General features: G+C 50.5%; 19 protein-coding genes. 9 read left to right on the forward strand and 10 right to left on the reverse strand.

From position 1 onward, the window contains the following. From GQS10_RS13015 to GQS10_RS13025, 3 genes are read right to left on the reverse strand one after another with little or no spacing between them, the layout of a single operon-like run. Complete coding sequence (locus tag GQS10_RS13015; RefSeq protein WP_166242812.1) at positions 1-1,830, reverse strand: DUF2194 domain-containing protein; 1,830 nt, start codon at positions 1,828-1,830, stop codon at positions 1-3. Beyond that, positions 1,808-2,725, reverse strand: a complete 918-nt coding sequence (locus GQS10_RS13020; RefSeq protein ID WP_166242814.1) for a tetratricopeptide repeat protein — start codon at positions 2,723-2,725, stop codon at positions 1,808-1,810. Before GQS10_RS13020 ends, GQS10_RS13015 begins: the two co-directional genes overlap by 23 nt. Next, positions 2,718-4,904 (reverse strand): NAD-dependent epimerase/dehydratase family protein, encoded by a 2,187-nt coding sequence (locus GQS10_RS13025; RefSeq protein ID WP_166242816.1) that lies wholly within the window; start codon positions 4,902-4,904, stop codon positions 2,718-2,720. The genes GQS10_RS13020 and GQS10_RS13025 overlap by 8 nt, the downstream gene beginning before the upstream one ends. 200 nt (positions 4,905-5,104) lie before the next feature. Between GQS10_RS13025 and GQS10_RS13030 the strand changes: the two genes are divergently transcribed. The 3 genes from GQS10_RS13030 to GQS10_RS13040 all read left to right on the forward strand — a co-directional run bounded on the left by GQS10_RS13030 (position 5,105) and on the right by GQS10_RS13040 (position 8,892). After that, positions 5,105-6,502 (forward strand): DUF4832 domain-containing protein, encoded by a 1,398-nt coding sequence (locus GQS10_RS13030; RefSeq protein ID WP_166242818.1) that lies wholly within the window; start codon positions 5,105-5,107, stop codon positions 6,500-6,502. Positions 6,503-6,676: 174 nt separating this feature from the next. Then, positions 6,677-7,747, forward strand: a complete 1,071-nt coding sequence (locus GQS10_RS13035; protein WP_166242820.1) for a response regulator — start codon at positions 6,677-6,679, stop codon at positions 7,745-7,747. A 170-nt stretch (positions 7,748-7,917) separates the two neighbouring features. Further along, positions 7,918-8,892 carry a quinone oxidoreductase family protein gene (locus GQS10_RS13040; protein WP_166242822.1) on the forward strand — a complete coding sequence of 325 codons (975 nt, stop codon included), beginning with the start codon at positions 7,918-7,920 and terminating at the stop codon, positions 8,890-8,892. Positions 8,893-8,988: 96 nt separating this feature from the next. On the opposite strand, the gene GQS10_RS13045 is transcribed toward GQS10_RS13040, so the two are convergent. Both GQS10_RS13045 and GQS10_RS13050 read right to left on the reverse strand, forming a co-directional pair. After that, positions 8,989-12,300, reverse strand: coding sequence for a DEAD/DEAH box helicase (locus GQS10_RS13045; RefSeq protein WP_166242824.1), 3,312 nt, complete (start codon positions 12,298-12,300; stop codon positions 8,989-8,991). A 1,751-nt stretch (positions 12,301-14,051) separates the two neighbouring features. Next, positions 14,052-14,678, reverse strand: a complete 627-nt coding sequence (locus tag GQS10_RS13050; RefSeq protein WP_166242826.1) for a flavin reductase family protein — start codon at positions 14,676-14,678, stop codon at positions 14,052-14,054. Positions 14,679-14,828: 150 nt separating this feature from the next. On the opposite strand from GQS10_RS13050, the gene GQS10_RS13055 reads away from it, so the two are divergent. Then, positions 14,829-15,371, forward strand: a complete 543-nt coding sequence (locus GQS10_RS13055) for a bifunctional transcriptional activator/DNA repair enzyme AdaA (RefSeq protein WP_166242828.1) — start codon at positions 14,829-14,831, stop codon at positions 15,369-15,371. 184 nt (positions 15,372-15,555) lie between these two features. Here the strand turns inward: GQS10_RS13055 and GQS10_RS13060 are convergent, their stop codons facing one another. Next, positions 15,556-15,963 (reverse strand): DoxX family protein, encoded by a 408-nt coding sequence (locus GQS10_RS13060; RefSeq protein WP_166242830.1) that lies wholly within the window; start codon positions 15,961-15,963, stop codon positions 15,556-15,558. Between the two features lie 277 nt (positions 15,964-16,240). Between GQS10_RS13060 and GQS10_RS13065 the strand changes: the two genes are divergently transcribed. Together GQS10_RS13065 and GQS10_RS13070 are read left to right on the forward strand one after the other, a co-directional pair. Further along, positions 16,241-16,633 carry a hypothetical protein gene (locus GQS10_RS13065; protein WP_166242832.1) on the forward strand — a complete coding sequence of 131 codons (393 nt, stop codon included), beginning with the start codon at positions 16,241-16,243 and terminating at the stop codon, positions 16,631-16,633. Positions 16,634-16,816: 183 nt separating this feature from the next. Then, positions 16,817-17,695, forward strand: coding sequence for a sulfite exporter TauE/SafE family protein (locus tag GQS10_RS13070; RefSeq protein WP_166242834.1), 879 nt, complete (start codon positions 16,817-16,819; stop codon positions 17,693-17,695). 112 nt (positions 17,696-17,807) lie between these two features. On the opposite strand, the gene GQS10_RS13075 is transcribed toward GQS10_RS13070, so the two are convergent. Together GQS10_RS13075 and GQS10_RS22930 are read right to left on the reverse strand one after the other, a co-directional pair. After that, positions 17,808-19,094 (reverse strand): aminoacetone oxidase family FAD-binding enzyme, encoded by a 1,287-nt coding sequence (locus GQS10_RS13075; protein ID WP_166242836.1) that lies wholly within the window; start codon positions 19,092-19,094, stop codon positions 17,808-17,810. A gap of 214 nt (positions 19,095-19,308) precedes the next feature. Beyond that, positions 19,309-19,407: a YjcZ family sporulation protein gene (locus GQS10_RS22930; RefSeq protein WP_207952257.1), complete on the reverse strand. Its 99-nt coding sequence runs from the start codon at positions 19,405-19,407 to the stop codon at positions 19,309-19,311. 295 nt (positions 19,408-19,702) lie between these two features. On the opposite strand from GQS10_RS22930, the gene GQS10_RS23495 reads away from it, so the two are divergent. The 3 genes from GQS10_RS23495 to GQS10_RS13085 all read left to right on the forward strand — a co-directional run bounded on the left by GQS10_RS23495 (position 19,703) and on the right by GQS10_RS13085 (position 21,086). Next, positions 19,703-19,834, forward strand: coding sequence for a hypothetical protein (locus GQS10_RS23495; RefSeq protein ID WP_279538000.1), 132 nt, complete (start codon positions 19,703-19,705; stop codon positions 19,832-19,834). A gap of 24 nt (positions 19,835-19,858) precedes the next feature. Continuing rightward, positions 19,859-20,254, forward strand: coding sequence for a DUF3905 domain-containing protein (locus GQS10_RS13080; RefSeq protein WP_166242838.1), 396 nt, complete (start codon positions 19,859-19,861; stop codon positions 20,252-20,254). Between the two features lie 397 nt (positions 20,255-20,651). Beyond that, the gene (locus GQS10_RS13085; protein WP_166242840.1) at positions 20,652-21,086 is read left to right on the forward strand and encodes a BrxA/BrxB family bacilliredoxin; all 435 of its coding nucleotides are present in this window, start codon (positions 20,652-20,654) and stop codon (positions 21,084-21,086) included. A gap of 71 nt (positions 21,087-21,157) precedes the next feature. Here GQS10_RS13085 and GQS10_RS13090 read toward each other — a convergent pair whose 3' ends face one another. Further along, positions 21,158-21,481, reverse strand: coding sequence for a hypothetical protein (locus GQS10_RS13090; RefSeq protein ID WP_166242842.1), 324 nt, complete (start codon positions 21,479-21,481; stop codon positions 21,158-21,160). 575 nt (positions 21,482-22,056) lie between these two features. Next, on the reverse strand, positions 22,057-22,956 hold the full coding sequence (locus GQS10_RS13095) for a cation diffusion facilitator family transporter (RefSeq protein ID WP_166242844.1): 900 nt from the start codon (positions 22,954-22,956) through the stop codon (positions 22,057-22,059). Positions 22,957-23,152: the final 196 nt, after the last annotated feature.

A 23,152-nucleotide genomic window follows, 5' to 3' on the forward strand; every position in this document is an offset into this window, starting at 1 on the left:
TTATTCACTCAATTCAATCAAGAAATTCGGCTCCAGGGCTTCGACAAGTAAGACGCCATCGTCGATCTTTTGCACCTGACAGCCGGTCAAATGGGTTATGGTTCGATTTGTCCGCATAATGAATTGCGGTTTTCCCTCAAATGGACTGATCGTCCCTCGAATGGTCTTGTTCTGTTTCTCGAGGCGAACCTCGCTGGTCAACGTCTGCATGACATCGATACCGGCTTCGACCGAAGTTCGGGCACGCAGCCAGGGGTATGTTTGATTCAGCTCGGCCATCATCTCATCGTACTCCTTGTAGAGCTTTTCCCAAGGCAAGCCCTTACTGCGTACCGGGTCGAGCATATCGTCCGGGTGAATAAAATGGGAGAACGCTCCAAGCGAGGTAATCGCATTGGTGACCTCCCAGTTTGTGAACGCAGATTTGGTATATCCGTCCGTAAACCGCGGCATTTCCAAGATGTTGTCCGGCGCAATTTCAAATTCCTGTGAATAGGAAAGACCGGATGCATCCTCTTCATACAAGGAGGAGATTATTTTCAAAGACGGCCACGCCAGCTTGAGCGCTTCCCGGCCCTCCGGGCTTAACACGTTGGAAGGAGGGACGTAGGAATAGAGCTTATAGCTTGGAAAGCTGCGATCGGCAAAGCGGAGCGATTCCTTTACCGACTCCGCCATTGCCTCGATGCTCGGCCATGCGTTGTAGCCAAATTCATCCGCGACCTCTTGGCTCAGCTGCAGGGACTGGTGGTTGTAGCCATGCAGGCCGATTTCGCCGCCGCTTTTAATGACTTCTCTCCCGTAGGAGATGAGTCCCTTCGTGTCCTCGTCAACCGGGCTCGTGAAAGGCGGCTCGACCTTGTTGTTATACGTCTGGATGAGGACAGCCGTAAACTTCAAGTTGTGTTTCTTCGCTGCCTTTAACATATCGGGCCACCATACATCCTTAAAAAATGCCGGGGTATCCCGATTAAATTGGCGAAATATATCTCTGCGCACTCCTTTGGCGATAGGAGCGGGGAAATCGTCAATATACATAACCTTCACGTTGAAAATCGGATAAATGAAATCCGGCTCCATCATGCTAATCGTACCGGCAAGAAGTCCTCTATTAATCTTCTCCTCCAGCATCCTGCCATTAAAAACGAAAAATTTTCCGGACCCATAAGGAGTGCTCCAAAGCAGCGGCACGCCCTCGGAGGTTTTGGCCAAAATCGTACTTTCTTTGTCGAGCTCTACGGGCATGGAATCATTCTCCAAAAAACCTTCCTCGATACGCAGACCCTTCGAACCAATCAGCACATTTGAGGTAAGCTCGATGCCTTTCGTAAGGACCATTTCGGATGCGGATACCACACCGAGCTTCCGGTAGATCCGATAAAAAGCATCGTTTAGGTTAGGGGCCGTAGCGAGAAAAACGGATCCTCCGTTTTCAACGTATGTGGAAAGCCGGTCGAGATCGTTCAGTTGGTTGAGTTCCTCAATGGATACGATAACAGCTTTGCAGCTGTCGGGTGAGAAGGACGATTGACGCACATCTGTCGATGCCGCCGGTTTTTTCATATAATGAAGGACTTTTTCGGCGTTCTTCTGAATTTTGATGCTTTTCTCGTCCTCGCTGTCATAGACTAGGCAGTAGGACAAGCCGTCTGATGCGGCCGACTGCACGGCGCGTCTCGCGGTCAGCTCTTCTAGTTGATCGGAGACGGAGCCGTTACGAATAAATTGCAGAATAAATTTCGAATGGGTAATTTGATCGGCTGCGGCAAGCAAAAGAATGCCCAATAAGATAAAGTATACGCTGCGTTTAAGCTTGATCTTGGACCTCATGGCGTACCTCCTCTGACCAGAAACGAACGGCATTAATTCCTCGATTGGAGAGCCGGACAGGCGATTGCTTCAGATCGGCCAAAACCGCATTAAGCTGGCTGAATGAACGAATAGAATAATAGACCTTTAATAAAGCCAAGTAAGCTTCCTCGAGAATGGGGAACTGCTCTAGAAAACGTTTGGCGGTACGTTCCGCCGATGCAAATTCGCCAAGCTCAAGATCGATTTCGATTTTTTCCGTATACGCGTCGATCCCGTTCGGAAGGACTTCAATAAGTCTTTCCAGCACGAGGGAATAAGTGTATTGGTGCTTAGTTACCGTGCGTTTGTCCAAAAAACCGCTGCGGATATAGTTTTTAAGCACATCGGCATAGGAGCGGAGCACATGCGGATTGTTCTTGTCCTCCTCGTATTGGACCGCCAACTCCTGCAGCGATATGCTGAGCTTCCGCTTGACCTCCATAATGGCGCTGACGGCATAGTGAGAGGTTTCCGTATCGTCGTTGCTGACCGCCATTTTCAGCACTTCCAAGTATTCCAAAGAGTCCTGCTTGAGAAGATCGATCATCATCCGTCTGCGTGTCGTTAAATCGTTGACAAGCAGCGACTCCTGCAGCGGAACCACATTGATTTCCTTCTCAGCCTCCGGCTTTCGGATTATGTCCGAAATATCTTCACCCTGAATAATGGTGTCCAGATACTTCTGCAGCTCTGCTGCCCGGGTTTCGCTGTCTCGCCGTTTCCCGCGGCGAAACGGCGGAAGAAGGAAGCCGAGACCCGGCAAGGAGGCGACGATCGCGAAACGAATCATAAATTCCTTCCGGTCCTTACGGTGCCTAATGCCCAGAATAACGGCGCACAGAATCCAGTAAAGGAATAAAACAAGCTCAAACATAATACTCATCCTCTGCAACGACACGTAAAGAAATGCCATTTTTCGAGAAGCGGTCCAGCACAAACTGCGCTTCAGTCAAGCTGGAGTTGGACAATAGGACGTAGAGCTCTCCGTCGCTGCCAAGGCCCGTGTAATCTGTTTCACGAAGCAGGCTTGGAATACGGCTTTTGGATTCCTCGGACAGGGAGGAGGACGTACCGGCCGAGAGAAGAATAAATTCGATGCCGTATCGATTTTTGGCTGCCTGCTTGCTTTCCACAATGCCGGCAAATACCTCATCCTTCAAAATGCTTGTGCCCTCGATAAAACGTGTGCCGCTGGTCGCTTCCACATATGAATGAGCACGCGTGAGGGTCGAGGAGATCAAATCGGCTACGATTTTCAACAGATTTTGATAATACATCGTGAAATGCTCGAATTCGATATCATGAAGCTCGATTACCGCGATCACTTCCCCTTTGCTTAGGACGGGCGCGGCCATCAACGGGATGCCGGCTTCCAGCTTCCGGTTCATAAATACGGTCTGGCTTTTCATGAGACCACGCAAATAGTCATGATCCTCCACCTTAAGGGATTTATCAATTGGCAGATCGGTGTTGGACCGCGCTACGAGACGAAGGTAGCTCTGGTATTTGTTCACACTATAAATCGATACCGTTTTTGCCTTCATAATCGATTCCACGACATGAATGGTAGATGTAAAAATATGTTCTGGCTCTAGGCTTTCCAGCTCTTTAATGACGGAGTAGATTTTACCGAAGCTGTCTCCGTTATTCATAATTTGCTGCTGGAGCTCGGCCTTGACCATTCTTGTATCCTCGTAAACCTCAGATAAGAAGCTGTACTTATCCTCAAGTACCGTAACTTGATCGGTTTTGGCTTCGAGAAGGCGGTTCTTTCGCTCAGTAGAATAGCCGACAACAAGCCCGATAAAAATATACACCGCGAGTTGGAAAAAGAAATCCGTGTCATACAGCAATGAGACGAGTTCGCGGCCATTAATAATGGACTGGTAAGCGGACAGCGCGGTCGACATTATCACGGCAATAATGGATTGCTTGCTTCCGTATAAAGCTCCCATGACAATAATGTAAAGCAAACCGAAATCAATAAAATTGTACAGATCATCGTTGAAGATACTAGTCAGCCACACTGCTAATAGAAAGGCGATACCATTTTCAAGGTAAGGCTTAAGAGCCGTCATCCATTTGCTCTGCGTTCGAACCGGCTTTGCCGCTGCGATTCGTTCAGCTGCGGCCGCCTGTTGGCTTTGAAGCATGAACCATTCATAGGTCTTGCGGAGTCCTTCCGTTAAGGAATATTTCGGGACCCAATCCAGCTCGTGGATAATACGTGAATTGTCCAGAACAGAGCGGTGAATGTCACCTTGACGGCGTTCTGCAAAGGTCGTTTCTACAGGGGAATGAAGCTCTTGAATTTCATGGATTAGCTCATTTAGGCTCGTTTCGGAATTGGTCGATAAATTGTACACCCCAGATAAGCTGGAATACGAAGCGCGGTAAATCGCTTCCGCTATATCCTCGACAAAAATAAAGTCTCTGCTCTGGCTTCCGTCTCCGTGGATAGTCAGCTTTTGGCCAGAGATGGCCTTTTGCAGGAAGATTGAAATGACACCGCCCTCGCCGCCGTTTCCTTGTCTTGGCCCGTAGACGTTGGAAAACCGGAAGCAAAGCGTATTAAGTCCGTACATTTCGTTCCACTTGGAGCAGTACGTCTCGCCGACCCACTTATTAATTCCATAAGGGGAGTAAGGATTGCATACCGCGCTCTCGGGCAGTGGAATTTGCTGCGGTTCGCCGTATACGGCTGCTGAGGATGCAAAAATAAATTTACCCGCACCGTGTTTTTTCGAAAGGCTCAGCATGTTGGCGAGTCCGAGCACGTTGGACTGCGCATCCAGCCGGGGATTTTCGATCGATGTATGTACATTGGGCTGGGCAGCAAGGTGTATTACCGCATCAAAACGGTTGTTCCGAAACACTTCCTCGCACTTCGGATCTTCTACTGACAGAAGATACGACTTATGCTTAAAAGGAACGTTTTCCTTGGCTCCGGAGCTCAGGTTATCGATGATCGTGACCTCATAACCTTCTTTATAAAAACGTTCTGATACAAAAGACCCAATAAATCCGTACCCACCGGTAATTAAAACTTTCATCCCTTGCCTCATTTCTTTACGAACTATAATTCGACATTTTGTATTATAATATCATAAACAAGGCTGAATTTGATAAGAAATTGTGTCAAAAATTACAGAAATCATGCGGTATTATGGAAATATATAATCTATTATACTTGAAAATTGATTTCTGAGTTCACGCTAGATAATGGAAGCGCAGCCAAAAGGGGATCATGGATATGAGGAAAAAGATAGGTGCTATAGCACTATTTATTGTTTTATGCATTGCTGGATTTTCACTTCATGAAGTGCTGCTGGCCGACCAAATGGGCAAACGTGTCCATTATTATCCTGCGGAGACCGATGAGGTGCTGAATAACCCCTATATGGGCTTTTCCGTTGATGCGAAGGAAAAGAATGCTGCTTCACAGCCCTTCCGTCTTGCCCATGCAAATGTAACCTGGCGGCTGCTTGAACCGGAAAAGGGGGAGTACGACTTCGCCCAATTCGAGGAAATGATCAATTTACAGTATTGGAAGGAGCGGGACGTTTCCATTGTGTTGCGGCTCCTTCTTGACTATCCACGTGATTATTCCCATATGGATATCCCGGATTGGCTTTACGAGGAAATTGGCGAGAGCGGGACGTGGTATGAGCTGGAATATGGAAAAGGCTTCAGTCCGGATTATGCCCATCCCCTGTTGATTCAGTATCACGAGCGTCTTGTTAAAGCGCTGGGAGAGCGTTATAACAATAACCCGCAGATTGCTTTTATCCAGCTGGGCAGCATCGGGCATTGGGGAGAATGGCATACCTGGGATGAGGATGACGGGAACAAAATCAAATTTCCGGATGAGGAGATTACCGACCAATATGCCTTGCATTATGTCCGGTATTTAAATAACAAATTTTTGCTTATGCGCCGTCCGCATGAGGTTGCATTAAACCATAACATGGGTTTATTTAATGACGCATTCGGCAAAACAGAGTCGACGATAGAAGGTTTCCTCGACTGGTACACGAACGGTTATACCTCTTGGCTTACTGGGGAAGAGGAGCCGGCCATGCCGGATTTTTGGGTTCGGTCGCCGAGCGCGGGCGAATTTTCTCATGAGACCAAATACGTAGAGGATGCAAATATCGAGGAAACGATCCGCCAGGCGAAGCTTACGCACGTAAGCTGGATGGGACCGTACGCTCCGTCACGGGAAAAGGCAGGGAGCAGGCTGCAGCATAACATCGACCGTTTTTTGAAAACCGTTGGATACCGTTTCGTGGTGGCGAAGGAGTCGCATGAGCCAAGTATAAAGGCAGGACAAACGCTGCATATCGAGATGAAGCTGGTGAACCGAGGAGTGGCGCCATTTTATTTTGCCTGGCCGTTGGAGCTTTCTTTGGTGGATTCAACAGGGAGAATTGCAGCTGCCGGTTTGGGGAAGACGGATGTGCGAAAATGGCTCCCGGGTGAGAATACGGCGAAAGAGACGCTGCAAATTCCTCATGATCTGGTACCAGGGGTGTATACGGTCCATGTAGCGATTCTCGATCCGGAAACGGGAAAGCCGGGTATTCGATTTGCGACTGCCGGGGGCCGGAAGGATCTGCGGTATCCTCTTGGTCAGGTTACGGTCAAATAAGAGTTACACTGCCCAAATTCGCCTGTTGAAGAAATGGTGAAGCGCGGGTTTTGACAGACAATGTCGATGCTTAGGAAATTAAAGTAAAAACGGTATTACTGAGTTGAACCCTTCTGGAAAATTGGATATGCTCATGTTCTAACGTGTGAGAAAGGGTGAGCAGTGAGCACATCTATGGAAACAGTTTCTTTGCTTTTAGTCGATGATCTTGCGGAAAACTTATTGGCTTTGGAAGAAGTGCTCGCCGACCCGGGGTACAGGCTGATATGTGTCCGGTCAGGGCGCGAGGCGTTAAAGCAGGTGCTGCTGCACGATTTTGCTGTCATCATATTAGATGTCCATATGCCGGAAATGGACGGGTTTGAAACGGCCAAGCTGATCACGAGCCGGAAAAAATCCAAGGATATCCCGATCATTTTTTTAACGGCTAGCGAATATGAAACGGAATACGTTACGAAGGGCTACGATGTCGGGGCGTTTGATTATATTACGAAGCCTTTTCATCCGGAACAGCTGCGCAAGAAGGTAGAGCGTCTATCGAACCTATACCGTGAAAAAATGGCGGTGGAACAAAGGCTGGAGACTGCTCATAGGGAGCAAATAGCGGAAGAACGCTTGCGGGTAGCGGGAGAAATTGCTGTCGGTGTGGCTCACGAAATTCGCAATCCGATCACAACGATTCAAGGCTACTTACAGCTGGCGAAACAAACAGGGCGTCAGATTGACGACGATAAAATTGCACTTATGATGGAAGAACTGAAACAGACCAATTCGTTCTTAGCGAACTTTATCCAGCTTGCTCCGAACAAACGGTTGAATAAACAGCCCCTGACCCTGAATGGGCTGGTTGAACAAAAGTTTCCGGAAATCTTGCGGAAGGCGCTCGATATGGGATTGAATGCAAAATTTCTTCCCGGGAATTGCGGAAGCTTGGAGGCGGACGAGCAGGAGCTGTCCATGCTGCTGGAGCAGCTGACGAGCAACGCGATGGAAGCCATGTCGGAGGGAACCGTGACGATTCGCACCTATATGGCCGGATTGGATCATGTGCTTGCCGTCAGGGATGAAGGCTGCGGACTATCCGGGGATGCCGTAGAGAAGCTGGGTACGCCTTTTTACACGACTAAGGAAGATCGAAGAGGGCTGGGTATGGCGATTTGTTTCGGTATCGTCGATCGGCATGGCGGGCGAATCCACGTAAGTTCGAGTGAGAAAGGAACGGAATTTCTCGTGTTCCTAAGGTAATAAAGCATACCCAAAGAGAAGAATGCGGAAGTTAGGGAGAATGGAATGGGTCAATCACTGATGTGGTTGGCCCTTCTTGCTGTATACGGAACTCTCAAGCATATTTAATACTAGGCGAAATGAACGGCTGAGTTGTAAAATAAAGGGACTAAAACGTAGGAGGCTTTCCGATGAAAGCGATTGTAGTTACTGCCTTTGGCGGGTCGGAGCATATGCATTATACAGAAATGGAGATTCCCGCGATTGCGCCGACACAGGTTCTCATTCGTGTGGAAGCGACAAGTGTGAATTTTGCAGACATCAAGACCAGGTATGGGAAAAAAGGGGCGGGCCCGCTGCCATATATCCCCGGGCTGGATGCCGCGGGGGTAATAGTGCAGGTTGGCGAGCAGGTGAAGGGGCTTCGCGTCGGGCAGCGGGTTGCCGCATTCCCAGTAGGGGGTTCTTACGCTGAATATGCCGCTGCGGAAGAGGTGCTGACGTTTGCGCTGCCGGACGGCATTGATTTTGAAACAGCCGCGGCGTGTCCGACGGTATCGTTTACCGCCTACAAGCTGCTGGCCGATGTGGGACGGCTTCAAGGCGGAGAAACGGTGCTGATCCACGCTGCAGCCGGCGGAGTTGGAACGACAGCGATTCAGCTGGCGAAAAGGCTTGGCGCCGGTAAAGTCATCGGAACGGTAGGCAGCCAAAGTAAGGCCGCGGCGGCGATCGAGGCGGGAGCCGATCACGTCATTTGTTATGAGGACGGCCAGTTTTCCGAGCAGGTGAATGAGCTGACCGGCGGTCGCGGCGCCGATGTGATTTTGGACTCCATCTCGGGCTGGGTATCCGAGCAGAGCATGCTGTGTCTTGCGCCGTACGGCAGACTGGTTCATTTCGGCAACGCGGGCGGTAGAGCGGGAACGATTCTTACCCAGGATCTGCACGCAAGCTGCCGGTCCGTTCTAGGCTTCAGCCTCGGAACGACTCGAAGCCAAAGGCCGCAGCTACTTCAGGAGACGGCGGAGAAGGTGTTCGGTTTTCTACAGGAGGGCAGCCTCAAAATGCAAATCGGCGGACGCTTTGCTTTGAAGGATGCTGCACAGGCGCATGATTGGGTGGAGAGCCGGCAGAGTACGGGGAAGACGCTGCTGGTTCCGTAGATTGGAAAGGTTCTCCTATATAAGAGAAGCAGCCTCCCTTTAGGGGCTGCTTCTTTTTATTGTAGGATAGGGCGGATTGCATGCGAATACAGGTGCCTATCTCGGCGACAGCCATACGGAACGCAGCGTCAGCAAATCCTTCAGCTCGGTCGTTGTAAGCTCCGTAAGCCACTGCTCGCCGGAGCCGACCACCTTTAAGGATAAGTGCTGCTTTCGCTGGATCATTTCATCGATTCGCTCCTCCAGTGTGCCAAGCGTCACAAATTTGTGCACCTGCACATCCCGCTGCTGCCCGATGCGGTAGGCTCGATCCGTCGCCTGATTTTCCACCGCTGGGTTCCACCAGCGATCATAATGGAATACATGGTTGGCCGCTGTCAGGTTAAGGCCGGTGCCGCCCGCTTTCAGTGACAGTACGAAAATAGAAGCGCCTTGCCCGCTTTGGAAGTCGGCAATCATTTGGTCCCTGGCTGTTTTGGAAAGTCCTCCATGTAAAAAAGCGACATTTTCCTGAAGAGCTTCCTCCAAGGTATGTTGAATGAGATGTCCCATCTGAATATATTGTGTAAAAATAAGTGCGCGTTCCTTCTGATCCCGAGCTTCCTGCACCATTTCCATTAAGCGCAGCAATTTATCCGACCGTTCGGGCAGCGGTGCTTCCGGATCCGCGTCGCCGAGAAACAGGGAGGGATGCCCGCAAATTTGCTTCAGCTTCGTAAGGGAAGACAAGATGAGGCCGCGCCGTTCCATTGGAGGGAGCGTGTCGATTTTAGTGAAAATGGTATCGAGAACTCCCTCGTATAAAGCCGCTTGCTCGGGGGTAAGGCGGACATAAACATTGTTTTCCTGCTTTTCGGGCAGATCAAGCTGGATGGCCGGGTCCTGCTTCACCCGGCGCAGCAGGAACGGACGAATGAGCTGCTGCAGCTCTAAGGTTCTCTCATCATCTCCGGTCCTCTCGACTTGGCTCGTGTACCGGCTGTGAAAATCGGAGAGAGTGCCGAGATAGCCTGGATTGATAAAGTCAAAGATCGACCACAGCTCGGCCAAACGATTTTCTACAGGTGTTCCGGTTAAGGCAATCCGATGTCGCGCGGGAATCCGTTTGATCGCAGCCGTTTGCTTGGCATGCGGGTTTTTGATGTTCTGCGCTTCATCCAAACAGACGGACGTCCATTCGATGGAGCAAAGCTCCTCTTCGTCAAGCTGGGCAAGCGTGTAGGAGGTTAAAATGACGTCAGCTTCGTTGGCCGCCCGGCTAAAGGCTGCGCCTTTGGGTCGATTTGCTCCGTAATGTAAAGCTACGCGTAAGGAAGGGGCGAAGCGCTCAAATTCTTTTTGCCAGTTACCGAGGACAGACGTAGGGCAAATAAGCAGTGCGGGAGCGTCCCAGAGATCGCCGCGTTCCTTACGGTGCAGCAGGTACGTAATCAATTGAATGCTTTTCCCTAGCCCCATATCATCGGCAAGAATACCGCCTAATCCGCTGGTGCTCAAATACAGCAGCCATGATGAGCCGTGCATCTGATAAGGACGAAGAGTGGCCTGCAGGGTAAAAGGCGGCTCCACAAGCGGCATCGATTGCTGCTCCAGCCGTCCGATCCGATGCTGCAGCTCCTCGGTCAAATCAACATGCATTTGCGGAGCATCGGTTGCGGACACGGGATGAACGCCGTATTTTTGCCTCGCCTGCAGGGCGAGCGCTTCGCCTAGTCTCATACCGCTGCGGAACCGTTTGATCTGCCGCTTGAGCTGCGTAAGCATGGCGGGAGGCAGGGCAAGCCATTTGCCGTCCACTTGAATCAGATTCCGTTTTTGATCCAGCAGCTGTTGAAACTGGTCGGCGGACAGCTCGGTTTCGCCAAGAGATACCCTCCAGTCGAAGCGGATGAGCTGCTCAGCGGAAAACATCGATGGACCTGATCCGGCAAGCATCGTTGCGCGAACGGCTGTTTTCGTTTGGAATGCTTCTTCCCACCAAGGAGGAAGCACAATCGACGCCCCAGCCGCGAGCAGAGCTTCTACGCCTTCTGTCAGCAGCTGAAAGGCTTCTTGATCGGTAAGCTCAGAACGGAATCGTGGAGCATGCTCAGCTTCGGTAATGCTCGAATGCTCGGTATGAAACGGCAGAAGCTCCTCCTCGGAGGCTGCAAGCCATGGAAGACAGCGGAGCCATTTCGTTTTTTCGCGGGAGAGCCTGCTTTCGAGATGAGGCTCCCATTTCGGAGGCAAATGCACCCTCTTGTGATCTTCCGCTGCGGCGGGGAGCGGGAAGCCGTCCCAATCGCATAATAGCTGCAGCTTCGGTTCGTCTATGGATTCAAGCTGAATCGCCAGCTTCCAAGGGGCTTCCGGCCGGTCGGGCTCCAATAAATATAACGCTGGACGGAAGGGGGCGGCATCGGTAATCCAGCCGATCGCTTCCAGCCATTCCTCCTCTGTAGGGAGAATGGCTGCCGCAGCGTCGACGCCGGCGTAGCCCGCGTCCACGGCGCCGCCACCGCGCGCCTGCGCGCCCGCAGCGGCCCCGCCCGGGATAGCGCCGAGCCGCCGCGCCGCGCCCGGGCCCGCGCCGCCGCCGCGCTCCGGCGCTGCTGCGCCTGCGCCCGCGCTGCGCGCGGCCGCCACTTCGCGCGCCCCGGCAGCCGCCTGCGGCACCGCCAAAACCGCGGCTAAGCGCCGCCACTCCGCAGGCCCGTCAGGCCCGGGCCCGCTGCGCACTGCACGGTCGAGCCAGCGCTCGACCGTCGCTACCGCTTGCGGCGCATAACGCGCCTGCAGCGAAGCCCACTGCGGCTCCGCTTCCGCGGGGAGCCGCAGACCCGCGCGCAGGCCGCGCCCGGCCAGCCATGCGCCGTAGTCCGGCGCGGCCCAGCCGTTCGCAAGCGCGCGGCAAAGCAGCGGCGCCGCCTCCAGCGCAGGCGCAAGCTCCGCACTCCAGCGGAGCTTGCTGTGCAGCAGCGGCGATGGCGCCGCCAAATACTCGAGTGCCGCAGCAGCCGGCACCAGCAGTCCCTGCGCCCGCCCGGCATCGGGCCGAGCCGCCGCGGCTTCGCGCACCTCAAGCAGCGCCCCGTAAAACAGCGGAGCGTGCCAGCCGAACAAAAGCACGCGCAGCTCTTCCACGTCAACCGGCTTTCCGCCGCCGTTGACACCCCAGAGCAAAAATCCGCCATCGCCGTCCAGCCACTCTCCGTGAACCGTAATCTCCGCATGAAGGATCATGAGATGAGCTTTCCTTTCCTTAGTTCTTCCATTAAAGCGCGCAGCTTTCCGAACCTCGCGCTGAACTGGGTCATGAACAGCTGCCATTGCTTCATCTGCCCAAGCAGCATATACATGCTGCGCAGGCGAAGCAGATAACGAACCGCCAGCCGGTATGCCTCCCGCTGCTTTTGCCGGATGCATTGAGTGACGGCTTGATGGTACAAGGGAAGCAGCAAGGAGGGGTCCGAGCGCTCTACCTGCGCAAGCAGCTCCGCCTCTACATCAGCCGGAGTTAGACCCAGTGTCAGCAAAATGTCGACAAACTCGCGGAATCGTTTTTGCTCGATCAGTAATTCCGAATATAAATAAAAGCTGCGGGGCAGCAGACTGCGCATCGCCTTCAGCTCTTCCTCCACCGTTCCGCAGGGCTCTCTAAGCTCGTTCCAGAAGCTGAAATAGCTGTACACATCCTCCTGCTCCGCATCGTCCATCGATGGAAGAAGCCACCCAAGCCACAGCCGCAGACGATCCCACTGCCCGCGTTCCCGAAAGGAATGCAAATACGGCAGCAGAAAAGCATAAATCGGTTCGTCGTTTGCTTCCTGCAGCATTTGCTTCGCAGAGGCGTCTTGTCCCCCCATAATCTCGAAATGGGCAAGCGCCGAGCGGATCGCTGTTAACGCGGCAGCTTTACTGCGTGCGGGGCCATTCTGAAGAGACTGAAGCAAGTACTGCTGCTCCTCTTCCTTCCATGCCCCGGTGTACAGCAGGCTCCACCAAAAATACCGATACACAAAGCCCCAATGAATATGAGGCTTCGCATTTTGAAAAGCGAGCTCCCGCAAAATCGGGATAAACGCTTGCAGCTGGGCACCGTTTTCCTTTTGGGCCCGCGCGATATCCATTTGGCTCACAGTATCCATTAGCCGGTGCATCAGCTCCAGGACCGATTGCTGATAGCCTTGTCCGTATATTTGCCGGTAAAGTCCGGTGGATGGCGAAGCAATCGCTTGTTCCCCTCGCTGCAGCAAATATAAGTACAGATGAAGCTTTGCGATCAATTTAAGATTTCGGGAAAAGCCGGCGGTACGCTGTTCATGCTCCTTTTCGGCCCGTTGAATGAACTGTTCAAAGCTATATGCGGTATCGATCGTGACGGAACGGTAGCTGGAGTGAAAAAACTGTGGCCATTGTTCATCAGCCGGAGTAGGAGAGGGGACACTGAGTACAGGAGAAGATTTTGGTGCGCCTTCGTCATACCATTGAAGCCAGCTTTCCGGCTCGATGCCGAACTGCTGCAGCAAATAAAAGCATAATGCGGCTGTATGCTCGCAGGAAAACCCTTTTGCACATTCGCATTCACTTAACGTTATGAAATCGGCGTTGAGCGACACAGAATACGTTGTTTTCCGTCCTAAAACAGAACCGACGCACAGCTGTCCGTCTTTGCTGACACAGGAAAGTACGGCCCCGTTTTGCAAATGAGCTATTCCCTTGCGCAGTACCGAGCGGGGAAAAAGGTCTGCCATCGCTTCACTAATATAAGTAAGCTGCTCTTCGGTGATCGTGAAGCCAGTTGAACGCATCCGGACTCCCTCCCATTCTCTCCAATCTTTCATTTATCTCTATGTTTTAATTGCGGCTTGCTGAACTAGATTCCGAATAAAATAACAACACTTCTATCAATAAACAGTTATTGCATTTTTCATGTCAGCTTTCTTAGCATCGTCTTATATTAAAAATTATCTTACGGTATAGCGGGATAGGGGTCAATGCTTCATTTTTAATAAATTTGAAAATAAATGACCGGACTGAAGATTGATTGATATTAATATTTGCCCGTTTGCTCAGCGCGGCGCAACGTGGGCAAATGCACAATAGCACATCTACATAGCTAGACGTGCTGTTGAATGCCTGTTCTTGTTAAATGATGGTTAGTGGTGGGAACATTATTACTGACGGACAGGTGGTGCGAAGACTGGAGCTAATCTAGACGGGTGTACCTTTTCCCCGATACCATAAAACTCACAAAAATTCATGATCAGCGGATTCCACTTATCTGGATCGATATAATTCACCTCTCCATCCATCAATATCTGCTCGCTTATGTGCGACTTCACAATTTTCACCTCGATAGCAGCTAATGTACTCGGATCCTCTCCAAAATCATGAACACGTTTGACGATTGCTTCAAGTTGAACGGGGCACTCCTTAACACATGATGGTTTTACGATATCTGCTGGTGTTTGAGTCAATTGGGCTGTGCCAAATTTGTCTGGTTCATACTTATACCCCTGTTGTACTTTGTAATCAGGAACAGGATTACGTCCGGTGAGAAGAGCCAATCGATCTACAGCATGAACAAGATCTACGGAAGGCAGGTTTAAGACACACTCGCGTTCACGCAGAAGATTTTGTACGGTTTGAGATCGGTTACTTATTCCAAGCATAAACGATTGATGCAGCGACCATGCAGATGAAATAGGGGCTAAATTTACCGAATTATCCTCGTTTAGAGTGCTGATTAGTACGACTGGAGTTCCGAAATAGAAAATTTTAGGTTCCACAATTTTATGCATAGATAAGCTCCTTCACATTTGATTTTTCTCCATGATTTTAACAAGGGAATGAGATGGTGATCTTTCGAAATCTTGTTGTCTCATTCAGAAATCTATAGGATAGGAGAGATTGTGAACTATAATAAACATGTGAGGAGGGATCTACTTATCATGCTAGAAGAACACTGGCAAGCAATTGCCCAATGCGATCGTTCATACGATGGGAAGTTTTTTTATGCGGTAAAGACTACAAGGATATTTTGTAGACCATCATGTAAATCACGAGTTCCAAACCGTGGTAATGTTGATATATTTATGTCTGTAGATGAAGCTATTCATGGGGGTTACAGAGTCTGTAAGAGATGTAGACCAGACCAGATTTTGTGTCCAGCAGAAGAATTGGTCTTCCAAATTACTGAGTTTTTAAATAAAAACTATAAAGAACACTTAACACTCAGCTTAATAGCAGAAAATTTTCACATCAATATGTATTACCTTCACCACACATTTAAACAGGTCTCAGGCATAACGATAATGGAGTATCTCATGAAAAAACGGATTGAAAAAGCAAAACAATTATTGGAAAACTCAAATTACACTATAACGCGTATTGCTGTCATTATTGGATTTTCTAGCGCTGCGCATTTTTCGACTACATTTCGTAAACGGCTTGGAATGTCACCTTCGGAGTATCGTACAAGTTACTGCATATAACGTTTGCGGAGGAGCATTAATGTAGAGGCATATTCATAAAGGCCGTATGCCTGGGCTGAGGTAACGGTACCTTCAGTTTTTCAAACTCGGAAACCGCGTCAGATCAACAACTGTAGTCAACACTTTATTTTCTTCGGACACAAAAAAGGACCCGGGAGATATCACTCCCATGATCCTTTCATCCTTAGCCTCTAAGCCATGCGTCGATGGAAAAGTCGCCCGCGCCAACAAGTGCAACGCCAATGACAGCGGCAATCAGCACCAAATGGTACTCATACCCATTCGAGGTTGCCCATAGGCCGTTCGCACCGTGAACCTTCACGATCGCGATCAGCATCGTCGCCACAATCAGCGCCGCTCCAAGACCGGTCAGCCATCCCGCGGCAAAAAGCAGTCCGCCGACAAGCTCGGAAGCTCCTGCGGCAAAGGCCATCGCCACGCCGGGCTTCATGCCAATCGACTCCATCCATCCGCCGGTGCCTTTGAGGCCGTAGCCGCCAAACCAACCAAACAGCTTTTGAACGCCGTGCCCGATAAATAACAAACCGATAATGACCCGAATAATCAATATACCTGCTGCTGCTGTAACCATGAATACCATCTCCTTGAGTTTGTAATAGTAACTTACGTTTTGTAAGTTTAAGTCGATGAACTGATCATAACTCCTCTCGCTTACTTTTGTCAAGCGGATAATTTTTAGTGGGGTTTTATTCGTTTTAAGATTGACTACAACTGTTTAAAATACTGTGCAGTTCATGAATTGTTTGCCGTTCGGGCAAGCTATTCGTGTAATTCATTTCAACGATTTTTACAAACGAATTTTTGAAAAAAATTTAGAAAACGAAACTGTTCTGAAAGGAAGAATTACGATGAGAGAAAATGCGATTTCTTTTCAATTTCCGGATCGTCATTCTGCCTATGCCGCTTTCGATACATTGGAAGAGCTCGGTTACGAGCCGAAAATAAGGGAAGAAAGCGGAAACTGCTGCGTTGATTTTGAAGTGGAACGCAACGACATAACCTCAGCACTGCAAATTGCCCAGTCGCATGGCGGCAAGCTGCTGGAGACGAAGGACTATCCTACGGAGCTAAGCGCCTATAACAGCGCTTATGGGATGGATGAGATTCGGATTCCCGCCCACACCGTGAACGAAGATTGGCCGGAGCATTATGCGACTGCGGGAAGCGATGCGGATGAGAACGGGGTTTTTGACCCGGGAGGAGATTCTTACGATCATTTTGAGCCGGGGATCCGTCTGTAGCAACCATTTTTGACTTTCATACGCGGTTCAAACCCATGCAAAAGCCTCGGAAGCGAATTCCGGGGCTTTTCGTATAGAAACGAAAATTATTTTATAAGACCCTATTTACGAACCTGAAATAATTCCTTATAATACAATAAAACATAGTGGTTTACTCGGGATTATGGAGAGGGGATAAAAAAGATGAAACGATTGCTCATCTTCGCGTTAATCGGTTTTGCAGCTCAGCTTGTGGACGGCTCCTTAGGGATGGCATACGGCGCAACTTCTTCGTCTTTATTGTTGATGTTTGGTGTGGCACCGGCCGTGGCATCGGGCTCCATTCACATGGCGGAAATTGCAACAACTGCAGCGTCGGGAGCATCGCATCTTTACTACAAGAACGTAGACAAGACGATTCTGATGCGGCTTACGATTCCTGGAGCAATCAGCGCCTTTATTGGAGCGGCGTTTTTGTCCAGCATACCGGGAGATATGATCAAGCCGTTTGTTTCAGGGTTCCTGCTTGTGCTCGGAGTGTACATTCTGCTTCGTTTCATGCTGGTCCGCCAAGCTTCCAAGCCGGGCAAGAAAATATCCAGCAAGTTTTTATTGCCGCTTGGCCTAGCGGGAGGCTTTTTCGACGCCGTTGGCGGAGGCGGCTGGGGTCCGATCACAACACCGATGCTGCTCGCACGAAAAATGGAGCCGCGTAAAGTAATTGGCACCGTCGATGCCAGCGAGTTTGCCATTGCGGTATCCGCAACACTTGGTTTTGTCTTGTTTATGGGCTGGGATCAGTTCCACTGGCCGTGGGTGTTCGCCTTCATGATCAGCGGCGTGCTTGCGGCACCGATCGCGGCATACCTTGTACGAATCATTCCTGCCTATATGCTGGGTGTTCTAGTGGGCGGTTTTATTATTTTGACCAACCTGCGGACGATGCTGCAATCGATCGGCGTGGAGGATGGACAGCTGCTGGCTTTGATTTACGCAGTCACGATTACATTATGGATTGCGGTGATTGTGTGGCAGGTTGTGAATCGTAAAAAGTTTGTGGAGGCCGTATCGGTCGAGCACTAGATGAAACAAGAAAGAGCGGGGACGTGGTGTCCTCGCTCTTTCTTGGCTTGAAAGCTGTGCCGTTCCTTCCGGTCGATGCTTTGAATTGATGACGCTCTCTAGCTTCATCGCGCTAATATGCGGCTGTTTCCTCCGCCTCCAGAGCGAATTCCGCTGCGCTTTTCCCAGCCGTAAAGCCGGTCGTAAAGGCTGCCGTAATATTGTAGCCCCCGGTGTAACCGTGGACATCAAGCACCTCTCCGCAAAAATACAAGCCCGGCATCATTTTCGACCCCATCGTTCTCGGATCGACTTCCTTCAAGTGTATGCCGCCTCCAGTCACAAACGCTTCCTCTATCGATAGTGTGCCGTGAATATGAACAGGGAACGCCTGAATCAGTCGGCACAGCTCCGTCCATTCCTGCTTCGGAATATTGTCGTACGTGATATCGCCGGACAGTCTTGCCTTGAGCAGCAAAATCGGGATGATTCGGTCGGGCAGCAGCTGCTTGAGCACATTTTTCACAGCCTTTTTTGAATCGTCCCGTGCCGCAGCCATCGTCGTTTCATATACATCGGCGGCAGACCTGCCCGGCATAAGGTTAATCGTAAGCGTGACGTAAGGCAGCTCAAACTGCTTTAATAGCTTAACCACAAAGCTGCTGCAGCGGAGCGCGGCGGGCCCGGAAAGGCCGAAATGGGTAAAAATCATATCTCCCGGATGGGTGACCACTGCTTTGCCCTTCGGGTTCCATACCGTAAGGGAGACGTCGCGCAGCGAAAGGCCCTGCAGCTCCTTGCTTTGAATGAACGCATCGCGGGAGAGAAGAGGGACTTCAGTTGGAAAAAGCTCGGTAATCGTGTGACCGGCCTTTTCCGCCCAAGCGTAGCCGTCGCCTGTAGAGCCAGTGTGCGGGACGGACTTGCCTCCGGAAGCGATAATAATACAAGGGGCTTCGAGCCGTTCCCCCGTTTTGAGGCGCACACCGGAGGTGCGGTTATTTTCATACAAGACCTCTGCAACCGGGGTGTTTACACGGATCTCCACACCGAGGGTTCTCACCTTGGACACAAGGGCGTCTACGACGCTTTTTGCTTTATCGGTTACAGGAAACATGCGCCCGTTATCTTCTTCCTTCAGACGAATCCCCATGCCTTCAAAAAACTCGATAATGTCGCGGTTGCTGAAGTTGGCGAAGGCACTGTACAAGAAACGCCCATTGCCTGGAATGTGCTTAATCAGCTCTTCAATTTCTTTGGCATTCGTTACATTGCAGCGTCCGCCGCCGGAAATGCCCAGCTTTCGTCCCAGCTTATCGCCTTTATCAAGGAGCAGTACCCTAGCTCCGCCTTGTGCTGCCGCGATGCAGGCCATTAGCCCGGAAGGGCCGCCGCCGATCACAATTACGTCGTGCTTCACAACTACATTCATCCTTTCAGCATGCGGGAAAATGTTCCGTATTTTGTCTGTTCTTATTGTAACCGGATTCGCGCTGATATGTACAATGGCAAGCTGAAAAGCCCGCCGGACGAACCGGCAGGCTGGTGTGACTGTGATCCCTTTACATGCAATTTCCCGAGTAGTTTACATAAATGAGTTTATATGAAAATGAAGTTCGATTTTCGAGTGCTGCTTATAATGTGATGGTGCGGGAGATGATAACTAACAGGATGAAAAGGACCAGAATCGCCCCCGTCGATGTGAATGCGCCTGCGCCTGTTACTGCTGCCATTGAAAATCACTCCTTCCTGTGTAGTTAATGTATCCTATGCCTTTGGGGCGTTGGCGGTATGGACTCGTGCCCGGGTTGTCGATTTTTCTCATAAATACACTCGTATTGACGAATCCTCCTGGCAATGGCCAATTAACTGCTTCGATTCTCGGACAGTTTCATTACGCGTAGGAAGCCACGGATCAACGACTGACGTCGGGGCGTTATATCGATAAGGTGTGTTAAACCGGGTGGTGAGAAGGATAAAGTCGCACGGTTTGCACATACTAGCCAAAACAGAAAGGAGTGTGTTCTCATGGCGAACAAAGGATCGCAGGATTCCAAGCTTCAGCAGATCCAGGAGAAGGAAAACCGCAAGTTTTCCAATGGAAACGACGAGCCGATTATCGATAAGAAGCTCGACGGACCGAACCGGCCGTCCACCTAAAACGCTGCCGCGGGAGGGATTTGTATGGCAAACGAGTTTGATCCGAAAAAGGAGAAGGAGCGGCTGGGCGACCCCGCTTTGGATCCTTTTGAAATAGAGTTTTTGCCGGAATTTCAGCAGGGCCGAGGGCCGCGCGAGGCTTTTATTAATGAACACGGCGTATTGATCGGCGACCATGATTATGAATCGCCGAACAGCCCGCTGAACAGCTGGTCGAAGGATACCGATCCTGCCGTAATGGCGGGTGACGAGTGGGTGCATCCGTATAAGGATGTCGGTTTTCAGACGGCGGAGAACCGCAATTATTTTGAAAAGGGCATCCAGCCGCAGGGTGGTATTTTCATGCACCCTACTCATGACGTAGCCTTTGAAGGCGACAACGATCCGAGTCAGGAAAAGGAAAAAAAGCAGGACAAGTAAGCAGTATTTGGCAAGGGGCAATGACGGCCTTCGTTTATGTTGACTCTATAGCCGGAACCGGTAGCTTTAAAAAAGGTTTTTCGCTCACCAAGTTTTGGGGTTTCAATGCAGCGCTGGATCTACGTTAGCTCTATTTGCTGGCTGCCCATTTGTCTCTTATCATGAAGACCAATTTTCAGAGGAATTCGATGATTGCCTAGCGAATTTCCATGCAGAGCAGTCGCTAAAAAGGCAAAAGTCATACAGTTTAAGCAAGCTGCAGCGGCAGGCCGGACATTATCGAGGTCTGCCTTGCTTGCGTTTTTCTAGATGGGAACCGTATAATAGCACATAAGAAAAGATAGCGTCTAAATATTCAGCTGTTTTCTTAAAATGCACTTATAAGGAGTGAAGCGTCATGTCGATGTCGTTTCAAATGTATATGGACGATTTCGTCCAGCCAATGCGCGATGAGCTGACTCGGTTGGGAATTACCGAGCTGCGCACGCCTGAAGAAGTAGAAGAGGCGTTCAACAACATGAAGGGCACAGCTCTTGTAGTCGTGAACTCCGTTTGCGGCTGTGCGGCAGGCCAATGCCGTCCGGGCGTAGGAAAGGCGCTGCAAAATGAAGTGAAGCCGGACCGCCTGTACACTGTATTCGCGGGGCAAGACCGCGAAGCAACGGCGAAAGCACGCGAATACTTCGCGCCGTATCCGCCGTCGTCGCCTTCGATCGCTGTGATGAAGGATGGCGAGCTCGTTCACTTCATCGAGCGCCACATGATCGAGGACCGTTCTGCCGAGCAAATCTCCGCAGAACTGGTAGAAGCATTCGAAAAGCACTGCAAGTAAGCCTTAAATTATAAGGCAGGAAAAGATCGTTTCTTCCGCAGGCCGCGGAGGGGGCGATCTTTTTTATGCGGCTATGCACACGAATCCACGCCGCCGACCGCCGACGCTGAGTATGCGTAAACCATGACAACAAGAGCTGCCGCTCGAGTATACTCGGGTGCGCCAACAAACCAACTTGTCGCTCGAGCATCCTCGAATGCGCCACCAAACCAACCTGGACGCTCGATTATACTTGGATGCGCCACCAAACCCATCGCCGCTCGAGCATCCTCGGATGCGCCGACACACCAGCCCGCCGCTCGAGCATACACGGATGCGCCACCAAACCCATCGCCGCTCGAGTACACTCGAATGCGCCACCAACCATCGGCTGCCCAACATACTTGATCAGCCACACCACAACATCGGACGGTAATACAAATAATTTGTATAAGTGATCGCAGGATCAGCGAATCCTCCGGAAATAATACAAATAATTTGTATTGTTTCTGAGATTGGTCCCCAAAACGAGCACGTCCGAGCGGATAATACAAATTATTTGGTTTATTTGATGTGTTTTTTGTGAGTTTCAACTAAACAATACAAATTACTTGTATTAGCATCCTGAAGCATAAAAATACAAAAAAATTCCTGCGATTCTGCAGGAATTTTTTTACTCATTTTTTACTCATATTACTGAAAGTCTCGAGGAAGAGGGGATTCTAGGTTAGTTCTCGACTGTTTTATCGGGCTAGTTTTAGAAGTGTCTTGGAATCGTTTTAAGTTATTATAGTTAGCTTTAGATTAGTTTCAAGTCTTAAGTTGATTTTAAGTTTTGGTAAGTTTGCAAGTTTTTATATTGTTTGAGCTTCCAGTTCGTTGAAATTAGTTTCGAGCTTGAGCGGTTCAGAACGGGTCGAGCACGCATCACATACGATCCACCATCTAAGTGTGCGGCAAATCATAAGTTACTGGCTTCAATGCGCTGCGGCTACGATCGGGTTTCCACCTTGGCGCCGATCATGGGCGATTGGGGCTCGACGTGGATATGCACATGAGAGATTTGGTGCGCCTGCAGCATTCGCTTCTCGATTTCGTCACTGATCTGATGTCCTTCCACGATCGTTAATCTCGGATCGACGAGGATCGTAACGTCGAGCAAAATTTGATTGCCGTGCGTTCTAGCCTTAAGATCGGCAACCCGTTTCACACCGGCCGTCGCTTCGATCGTTTGTTTATACTCCTTAAGCTGCTTGTCGTCGAAGCCGTCGGTCAACGCATGCGTGGCATCGTGGAAAATCCGATAAGCCGTTTTACAAATGAGCAGGCCGACGATAAACGCGGCCGCAGGGTCCAGCCACGGCATTCCGAACTGCGCTCCGACGATGCCGGCAAAAGCGCCGATGCTGACCAGCGCATCGGAACGGTTGTCTTCAGCGGCGGCGGCTAACGCGCCGCTGTTAATTTTGGCCGCCAGGCGGCTGTTGTACGCGTAGACGGCAAACATTACGGCGGAGCACGCCAGCGCCGTCCAGGCCGCGGTCATATCCGGCGTTTCGTGCACGCCGGTAATCGATTTGCTGACGGCCAAATAAATGACCTGCAGGCCGACCGCTGCAATAATGAACGAAGCGACGAGCGAGGCTACCGTTTCCGCACGGAAATGGCCGTACCGGTGGTTGTGGTCGGGCGGCTTCTGGGAAATCTTTAGTCCGACGAGGACAGCCAGCGAAACGAAAATATCCGTGGCGTTATTCAAGCCGTCTGCCGTTAACGCCTCTGATAAATAAGCATATCCGATATATAATTTTAGAATGGTTAAAAGGATGTATGCAGCGAGGCTGAGCCAGGCGCCTTTTTCACCTTGCTTCATCTCCGTGTATTGATCCATCAGGCATTTTCCCCCAATCTCTTAGGTCCTTTGTTATCATAAACGTCAACCATCGAGTGGGTCTAGAGAAACATAGTTGGTACTTTTAAATAGAGTAAGACCGGCAAAACACTATTGGGAGGACAAAAATGTTTTGCCCATTTCCAATTCCCGCTCGTTTGCTGCAAGCGCGTCAGCCAGGCGTAATCTATAAGCA

Origin of the sequence: Paenibacillus turpanensis (assembly GCF_011421635.1) — a bacterium.
Taxonomy (GTDB): domain Bacteria; phylum Bacillota; class Bacilli; order Paenibacillales; family YIM-B00363; genus Paenibacillus_AK; species Paenibacillus_AK turpanensis.

Coding starts and splice junctions, on each gene's coding strand:
- GQS10_RS13040 (WP_166242822.1), top strand. CDS start 7,918: ATGAAAGCGATTGTAGTTACTGCCTTTGGCGGGTCGGAGCATATGCAT.
- GQS10_RS13085 (WP_166242840.1), top strand. CDS start 20,652: ATGTCGATGTCGTTTCAAATGTATATGGACGATTTCGTCCAGCCAATG.
- GQS10_RS13050 (WP_166242826.1), bottom strand. CDS start 14,678: ATGCATAAAATTGTGGAACCTAAAATTTTCTATTTCGGAACTCCAGTC.
- GQS10_RS13060 (WP_166242830.1), bottom strand. CDS start 15,963: ATGGTTACAGCAGCAGCAGGTATATTGATTATTCGGGTCATTATCGGT.
- GQS10_RS13095 (WP_166242844.1), bottom strand. CDS start 22,956: ATGGATCAATACACGGAGATGAAGCAAGGTGAAAAAGGCGCCTGGCTC.
- GQS10_RS23495 (WP_279538000.1), top strand. CDS start 19,703: ATGGCGAACAAAGGATCGCAGGATTCCAAGCTTCAGCAGATCCAGGAG.
- GQS10_RS22930 (WP_207952257.1), bottom strand. CDS start 19,407: ATGGCAGCAGTAACAGGCGCAGGCGCATTCACATCGACGGGGGCGATT.
- GQS10_RS13065 (WP_166242832.1), top strand. CDS start 16,241: ATGAGAGAAAATGCGATTTCTTTTCAATTTCCGGATCGTCATTCTGCC.
- GQS10_RS13025 (WP_166242816.1), bottom strand. CDS start 4,904: ATGAAAGTTTTAATTACCGGTGGGTACGGATTTATTGGGTCTTTTGTA.
- GQS10_RS13015 (WP_166242812.1), bottom strand. CDS start 1,830: ATGAGGTCCAAGATCAAGCTTAAACGCAGCGTATACTTTATCTTATTG.
- GQS10_RS13070 (WP_166242834.1), top strand. CDS start 16,817: ATGAAACGATTGCTCATCTTCGCGTTAATCGGTTTTGCAGCTCAGCTT.
- GQS10_RS13045 (WP_166242824.1), bottom strand. CDS start 12,300: ATGCATCCGGCAAAAGCAGCGGGAGGCATACCGGCTGGCGGTTCGTTA.
- GQS10_RS13080 (WP_166242838.1), top strand. CDS start 19,859: ATGGCAAACGAGTTTGATCCGAAAAAGGAGAAGGAGCGGCTGGGCGAC.
- GQS10_RS13020 (WP_166242814.1), bottom strand. CDS start 2,725: ATGTTTGAGCTTGTTTTATTCCTTTACTGGATTCTGTGCGCCGTTATT.
- GQS10_RS13035 (WP_166242820.1), top strand. CDS start 6,677: ATGGAAACAGTTTCTTTGCTTTTAGTCGATGATCTTGCGGAAAACTTA.
- GQS10_RS13030 (WP_166242818.1), top strand. CDS start 5,105: ATGAGGAAAAAGATAGGTGCTATAGCACTATTTATTGTTTTATGCATT.
- GQS10_RS13055 (WP_166242828.1), top strand. CDS start 14,829: ATGCTAGAAGAACACTGGCAAGCAATTGCCCAATGCGATCGTTCATAC.